Raw genomic sequence first — 4,939 nt, 5'->3', positions numbered from 1 at the left:
AAAGTGAGCAGTTTCGTAAAAACTTTAAAAGTTGATATTGGTACGAAAGTAAAAAAAGGACAGCTTTTAATTGTTTTAGAAGCACCAGAAATCAGTTCGCAAGTGGCTGCAGCCGAATCTAGATTAAAATCTATGGAAGCCATTTACGCAACCAGCAAAAGCACTTACAACCGTTTGTACGAAACAAGCAAAGTTGAAGGAACGATTTCTAAAAACGATTTAGAAATGGCAAGCGGTAAAAAGAATTCTGATTACGCACAATATCAGGCAGCAATTGCAGCTCACAAAGAAATTTCTATTATGAGAGGTTACCTAGAAATTCGTGCTCCTTTTGATGGCGTTGTAGCGGCTAGAAATGTCAATTTAGGAACATTTGTTGGCCCAGCAGGAAAAGGTTCAGATTTGCCTTTATTAACGATTCAGGAGCAAAGCAAATTACGTTTGGCGGTTTCTGTTCCAGAATTGTACACAGGATATTTACACCCAGGCGACGAAATGAGTTTTAATGTAAAATCGCTGCCAGATACTTTTACAGCAAAAATTACCAGAATGTCTGGTGCTTTAGATTTAAAACTACGTTCTGAAAGAGTTGAAATGGACGTTCATAACACCAAAGGAAATTTATTACCTGGAATGGTTGCCGAAGTTTTGTTACCGCTTAACGCGAAAGACAGCACATTTGTAGTGCCAAAATCGGCAGTGGTAAGTTCTGCAGAAGGAATTTATGTGGTGAAAGTAGTAAACCACAAAGCCACAAGAGTGGATATTAAAAAAGGAAGAGAAATCGAAGATAAAATTGAAATTTTCGGCGACTTAACTCCAAACGATAAACTGGTAAAAATTGCCAGCGAAGAAACTAAGGAAGGCGATGTCATAAACGAATAACCTGCGTTTAGTCTTCAATTTAGTGATTACCAAAAACTGTACGCATTCTTAGGAATGCAAATTTAAAAATTTGCCTAAAAGGGCAGTTCTCTTGATTTGTGAGGACTGTCCTTTTTTTGTTAATAAATTATCTCACAAAGGCGCGAAGTCGCAAAGTTTTATTCTCATTTTTTGTCATTTTGATGTAAGGAGAAGTCTTCACTCGACAAAGATTGGAATAAGTTTTAGAATTTTTAGGAGCTATTCCCGCTGTTCCTTCCAATCTTTTGTGCCGAACCCCGACACTAAAAGATTTTCCCATCGGGGTTAGGGCATTTGTTTTCACAATAAATAAACAGGTAAAAATACGTAGTTATTTAGATTGATAAATTGATATTTTTGAAAAAGAGTAATTCTTAATAAACATTCGCTTATACAACCAATTTGGATAATTATCTCTACTTTGTAGATAACTGTATATAAATAAGTTAGCGGTAAATGTAACACAAACAATCCAACAAGAAATACAAAAACAAAACAAATAATATAATTTATATGGAAATAAAGAAAGCTAATTGGTTCGTAAGAATATTGATAATACTACTTTGCATTTTTATTGGCGGACTTATTTATTTCAATTTCTTTTGGTCTTGTCCACCAGTACAAATTTCAACCGGACTTCTTGTTCTTGTTGCATTTCTAACAGTTTTAGTTTTAAGTGAAGCCTTTGACAATTTTTCTATTATAAAACTTATTTCTCTTTCAAGAACTGTAAGCGAAACAGAGAATAAAAACCAAGAGCTTAAAAAAGAAAATTCTGATCTAAGAAATCAAATTATTTCAATTTCAACAAGCATAAGTCAAAAGCAAATAAACTCAACATTTGTATTGACGGATGAACTTGCAAAAATGTTATCAGTAAGACAAGCAGACGAACCTGAAAAACAACAAAAGCAAAAAGAAACTGAACAGGAAGCTGAACAAGGAACAACGACAACAACAACTACAGTAGCACCAACACAAGAACCAGCAACAAGGCGTTACATTAATCCAATTCGATATGAAGAAATTGCGCTTCCAAAATTTTTAGCTACTGAAGGATTAAGTCAACTTCCAATTATTAGCGACGCAAAATTCACTAATCAATTTCAACAAATTGACCCAGTAAGTGAATTTAGTCCAATATTTGATGGTTACATTAAAACTATAGACACAGAAATTTTCATTGAAATGAGAATTAAAAATCGTAGTATGACAATGTTGCGTGAACGACTTTATTTGATGCTCAGCAAAATCAATTATTATAGAAATATCAAAAGAGTAAATGCTTATTTGTTTCTTGTTTTAATTATAAGACCAGAGGAAGAGCAAAACGAATTGACTCTTGAGAGAATTAAAAAGGAATTTGAACCAGCTATTTCAAACGGACTTTTAAGAATAAGAGAAATTGAAATTACTGACGAAGAAAATCAACAAATTCTCGATGAACAACGATAACCAAAAAACAACTACCGCCAACAACTACTACAACGGATTTGAGCAATTGGCTTAATGAAAAGATGGTTTTGTGTTTGAATGATTTGGCAAATCCGAAGAATGGGCTTAATTTAGTCTCAAATCTACCTTATTACCAAAACGTTAGCAGTCAGCATATGATGACTAGGGACAGCAAATTACAAAGAAATAAAAAAGTCAAAAAAATGCATCTATGACACGGCCCAATTACATACTATCTAAAACACCTAATGCTGCACAACGCATTGTATTCACTTTTGAGGATAAACCAAACGAATATCCAAGCACTCCACAAATCTTTGAAGGCGATCCATTGACATCATATTTTGAACGGCTGACTAAGGGAGCAATTTTCTTCCGAAACCATAATGGAGAATATGTAGTTGTGAAAAGTGCATTTTCCAAAGACAAGCGAACTCTATTTGTATTGACAAAAGCTAATTACGTGTATCGGGAACAAAAAGATGGAGAATGGCAATCTGTACCCTTAACTAAACTTTCGGAAAAAGTTTTTGATAAAGATTTGCCTCGTTCACTTGCGGAAGTAACCTATGAAGATGGTTTATTTGTACACGGAAAGGCAGAATGGGGTTTCCATCCAACTGAAGAATTAGAAGAAATATTTGAGAGCTATATACAAAGGTTATAGATTAAATATTTTTAAAAGTGAAATGTAAAGAAAACTCCCGATAACGCAAATTTGCAACCCGATTGCGCAGATATATCTCCGCAACGATAGCGCGGATTTGCAATCCGTGCCCGCAAAGTAATGAATACATTATGTATAAAAATAAAACCTCGACTCAAAAATCGAGGTTTTTCCATTTTACACTCTTACTCCTCACTCAAATAAGGATTCAAAATCTCCGCCAATTCATTGAGCCAATAATAATTGTCTTCAAAATTTGGCAGTCCGATTTGGAGGGTTTCGTGTTGTTGCATTATGCCGAGAGCTAAAATGCAATTTACTTGTCTTAAGATTTTAGCCATATCTTCGGGATCTATAATATGGTTAAAAAAATCAATCAGCCTTGTTTCGGCTTCTTTGGAAAGGGTGTTGTTTGTACTCATAATGTCGTAATATTAGGAATATAAAAACCCTTGCATCTTAGTGTTCCTAACGCTTACGACGGCGTTTACGGTCGTTTCCGATACCGTACACATAATACAAGGGCAAATCTTGCTCTAATTTAAAGTCGTAATTTTTTAGGAACTTCAAATGTAGAGAAAACTATTTTAAAAAGAAAGATTTTTCTCTCAATAAATATATTCGTTTTATCAAATATAAGAAATCTATATTTCAACCGCATTTTTGTCATTTCGACGTAAGGAGAAATCACACTAGAAACTCTACAAAGTATTTCTCCAATCTTTGTCGATATGCGCGTGCGATTTCTCGTTCCTCGAAATGACATACGGGACGAATTCGCGAAGTTTTGTCATTTCGACCGAAGGGAGACCCGAGCGATAGCGAATAGGCGAAGCAAATCACACTAGAAACTCCTCAAAGTATATCGCCAATCTTTGTCGATATACGTGTGTGATTTCTCCCTTTGGTCGAAATGACAAACTAAATCAATAGACAAACTGCACGTAAACATTTGTCAGGCTGAGCGAAGTCGAAGCCCCGCAATATTTATCCCAAAAAAAATGCAAGACCAAAATATGATCCTGCATTTTTCTATAATTTGACAAATCTAAAAAAATATCTTTTTAGACTCTCTGGCGCTCGTGTATTCCTTCTTTAATTTCTTCCACCATTTTTTTATTAAAAGCGGGCAAATCATTTGGGTTTCGGCTGGTTACTAATCCGTGGTCTACGACAACTTCTGAGTCTTCCCATTGTGCTCCCGCGTTTATCAAATCGTGTTTAACAGAGAAAAACGAAGTTACTTTTCGACCATCCAAAACATCAGCATCCACCAGAATTTGAGGTCCGTGACAAATGGCGGCTACTGGTTTTTTACTTTCAAAAAACGAACGTACAAAATTTACTGCCGCTTCTTCTCTTCTTAATAAATCAGGATTTATAACTCCACCTGGCAGAACCAAAGCATCGTAATCGGCTTCATTTGCTTGATCTAATACGACATCAACATTGTATTCTTTGCTCCAATTTCCGTCTTTCCAAGATTTGATTGTTCCAGATTTCAAACTGACGATATCTGCATTCCAACCTTGCTCTTCCAGATAGGCTTTTGGCGATGCTAATTCTGACTCTTCAAAACCGTTTGTTGCTAATATGGCGATATTCTTTTTCATAATTTCTAATTTTTAAAATGTGATTAATTTTGATTTACCTAAAATTAGTTATTTCAAACAGCCAGCGAAAACAGTCGATGTTAAAGCTTTCTTTAATAAAAGTTAATTAACTGAAATACAGATTTTTATTAAAAATTAAACGAGAATTATGTAAGATTGAGGTCGATTTGGATTATTATTTTATAGTGATTTATTTCGTGTTTTTTGTCATTTCGACCGAAGGGAGAAATCACATTAGAAGCTCCGTAAAGTAATTCGCCAATCTTTGTCGATTCCCGAGTGTGATTTCTCGTTCCTC

General features: G+C 34.8%; 5 protein-coding genes. 3 read left to right on the top strand and 2 right to left on the bottom strand.

What is annotated here, in order from left to right:
- The 3 genes from B3J44_RS08875 to B3J44_RS08865 all read left to right on the top strand — a co-directional run.
- Window positions 1–885: efflux RND transporter periplasmic adaptor subunit (locus B3J44_RS08875; RefSeq protein ID WP_286967888.1), on the top strand; the 885-nt coding region annotated here is incomplete at its 5' end.
- Between the two features lie 534 nt (window positions 886–1,419).
- Window positions 1,420–2,361, top strand: coding sequence for a hypothetical protein (locus tag B3J44_RS08870; RefSeq protein WP_286967886.1), 942 nt, complete (start codon window positions 1,420–1,422; stop codon window positions 2,359–2,361).
- Between the two features lie 211 nt (window positions 2,362–2,572).
- Window positions 2,573–3,028 carry a hypothetical protein gene (locus B3J44_RS08865; protein WP_286967883.1) on the top strand — a complete coding sequence of 152 codons (456 nt, stop codon included), beginning with the start codon at window positions 2,573–2,575 and terminating at the stop codon, window positions 3,026–3,028.
- A 185-nt stretch (window positions 3,029–3,213) separates the two neighbouring features.
- On the opposite strand, the gene B3J44_RS08860 is transcribed toward B3J44_RS08865, so the two are convergent.
- Window positions 3,214–3,450: a hypothetical protein gene (locus tag B3J44_RS08860; RefSeq protein ID WP_286967881.1), complete on the bottom strand. Its 237-nt coding sequence runs from the start codon at window positions 3,448–3,450 to the stop codon at window positions 3,214–3,216.
- Window positions 3,451–4,092: 642 nt separating this feature from the next.
- Entirely contained in the window at window positions 4,093–4,641 is a 549-nt protein-coding gene (locus B3J44_RS08855) for a type 1 glutamine amidotransferase domain-containing protein (protein ID WP_286967879.1), read from the bottom strand.
- Between the last annotated feature and the right edge of the window lie 298 nt (window positions 4,642–4,939).

The organism is Flavobacterium sp. UBA4854 (assembly GCF_002399805.1).
GTDB lineage: Bacteria > Bacteroidota > Bacteroidia > Flavobacteriales > Flavobacteriaceae > Flavobacterium > Flavobacterium ginsengisoli.
The sequence above is the reverse complement of the archived record's forward strand: the minus strand, read 5'-3'. Positions and strand labels throughout refer to the sequence as shown.

Coding starts and splice junctions, on each gene's coding strand:
- B3J44_RS08870 (WP_286967886.1), top strand. CDS start 1,420: ATGGAAATAAAGAAAGCTAATTGGTTCGTAAGAATATTGATAATACTA.
- B3J44_RS08865 (WP_286967883.1), top strand. CDS start 2,573: ATGACACGGCCCAATTACATACTATCTAAAACACCTAATGCTGCACAA.
- B3J44_RS08860 (WP_286967881.1), bottom strand. CDS start 3,450: ATGAGTACAAACAACACCCTTTCCAAAGAAGCCGAAACAAGGCTGATT.
- B3J44_RS08855 (WP_286967879.1), bottom strand. CDS start 4,641: ATGAAAAAGAATATCGCCATATTAGCAACAAACGGTTTTGAAGAGTCA.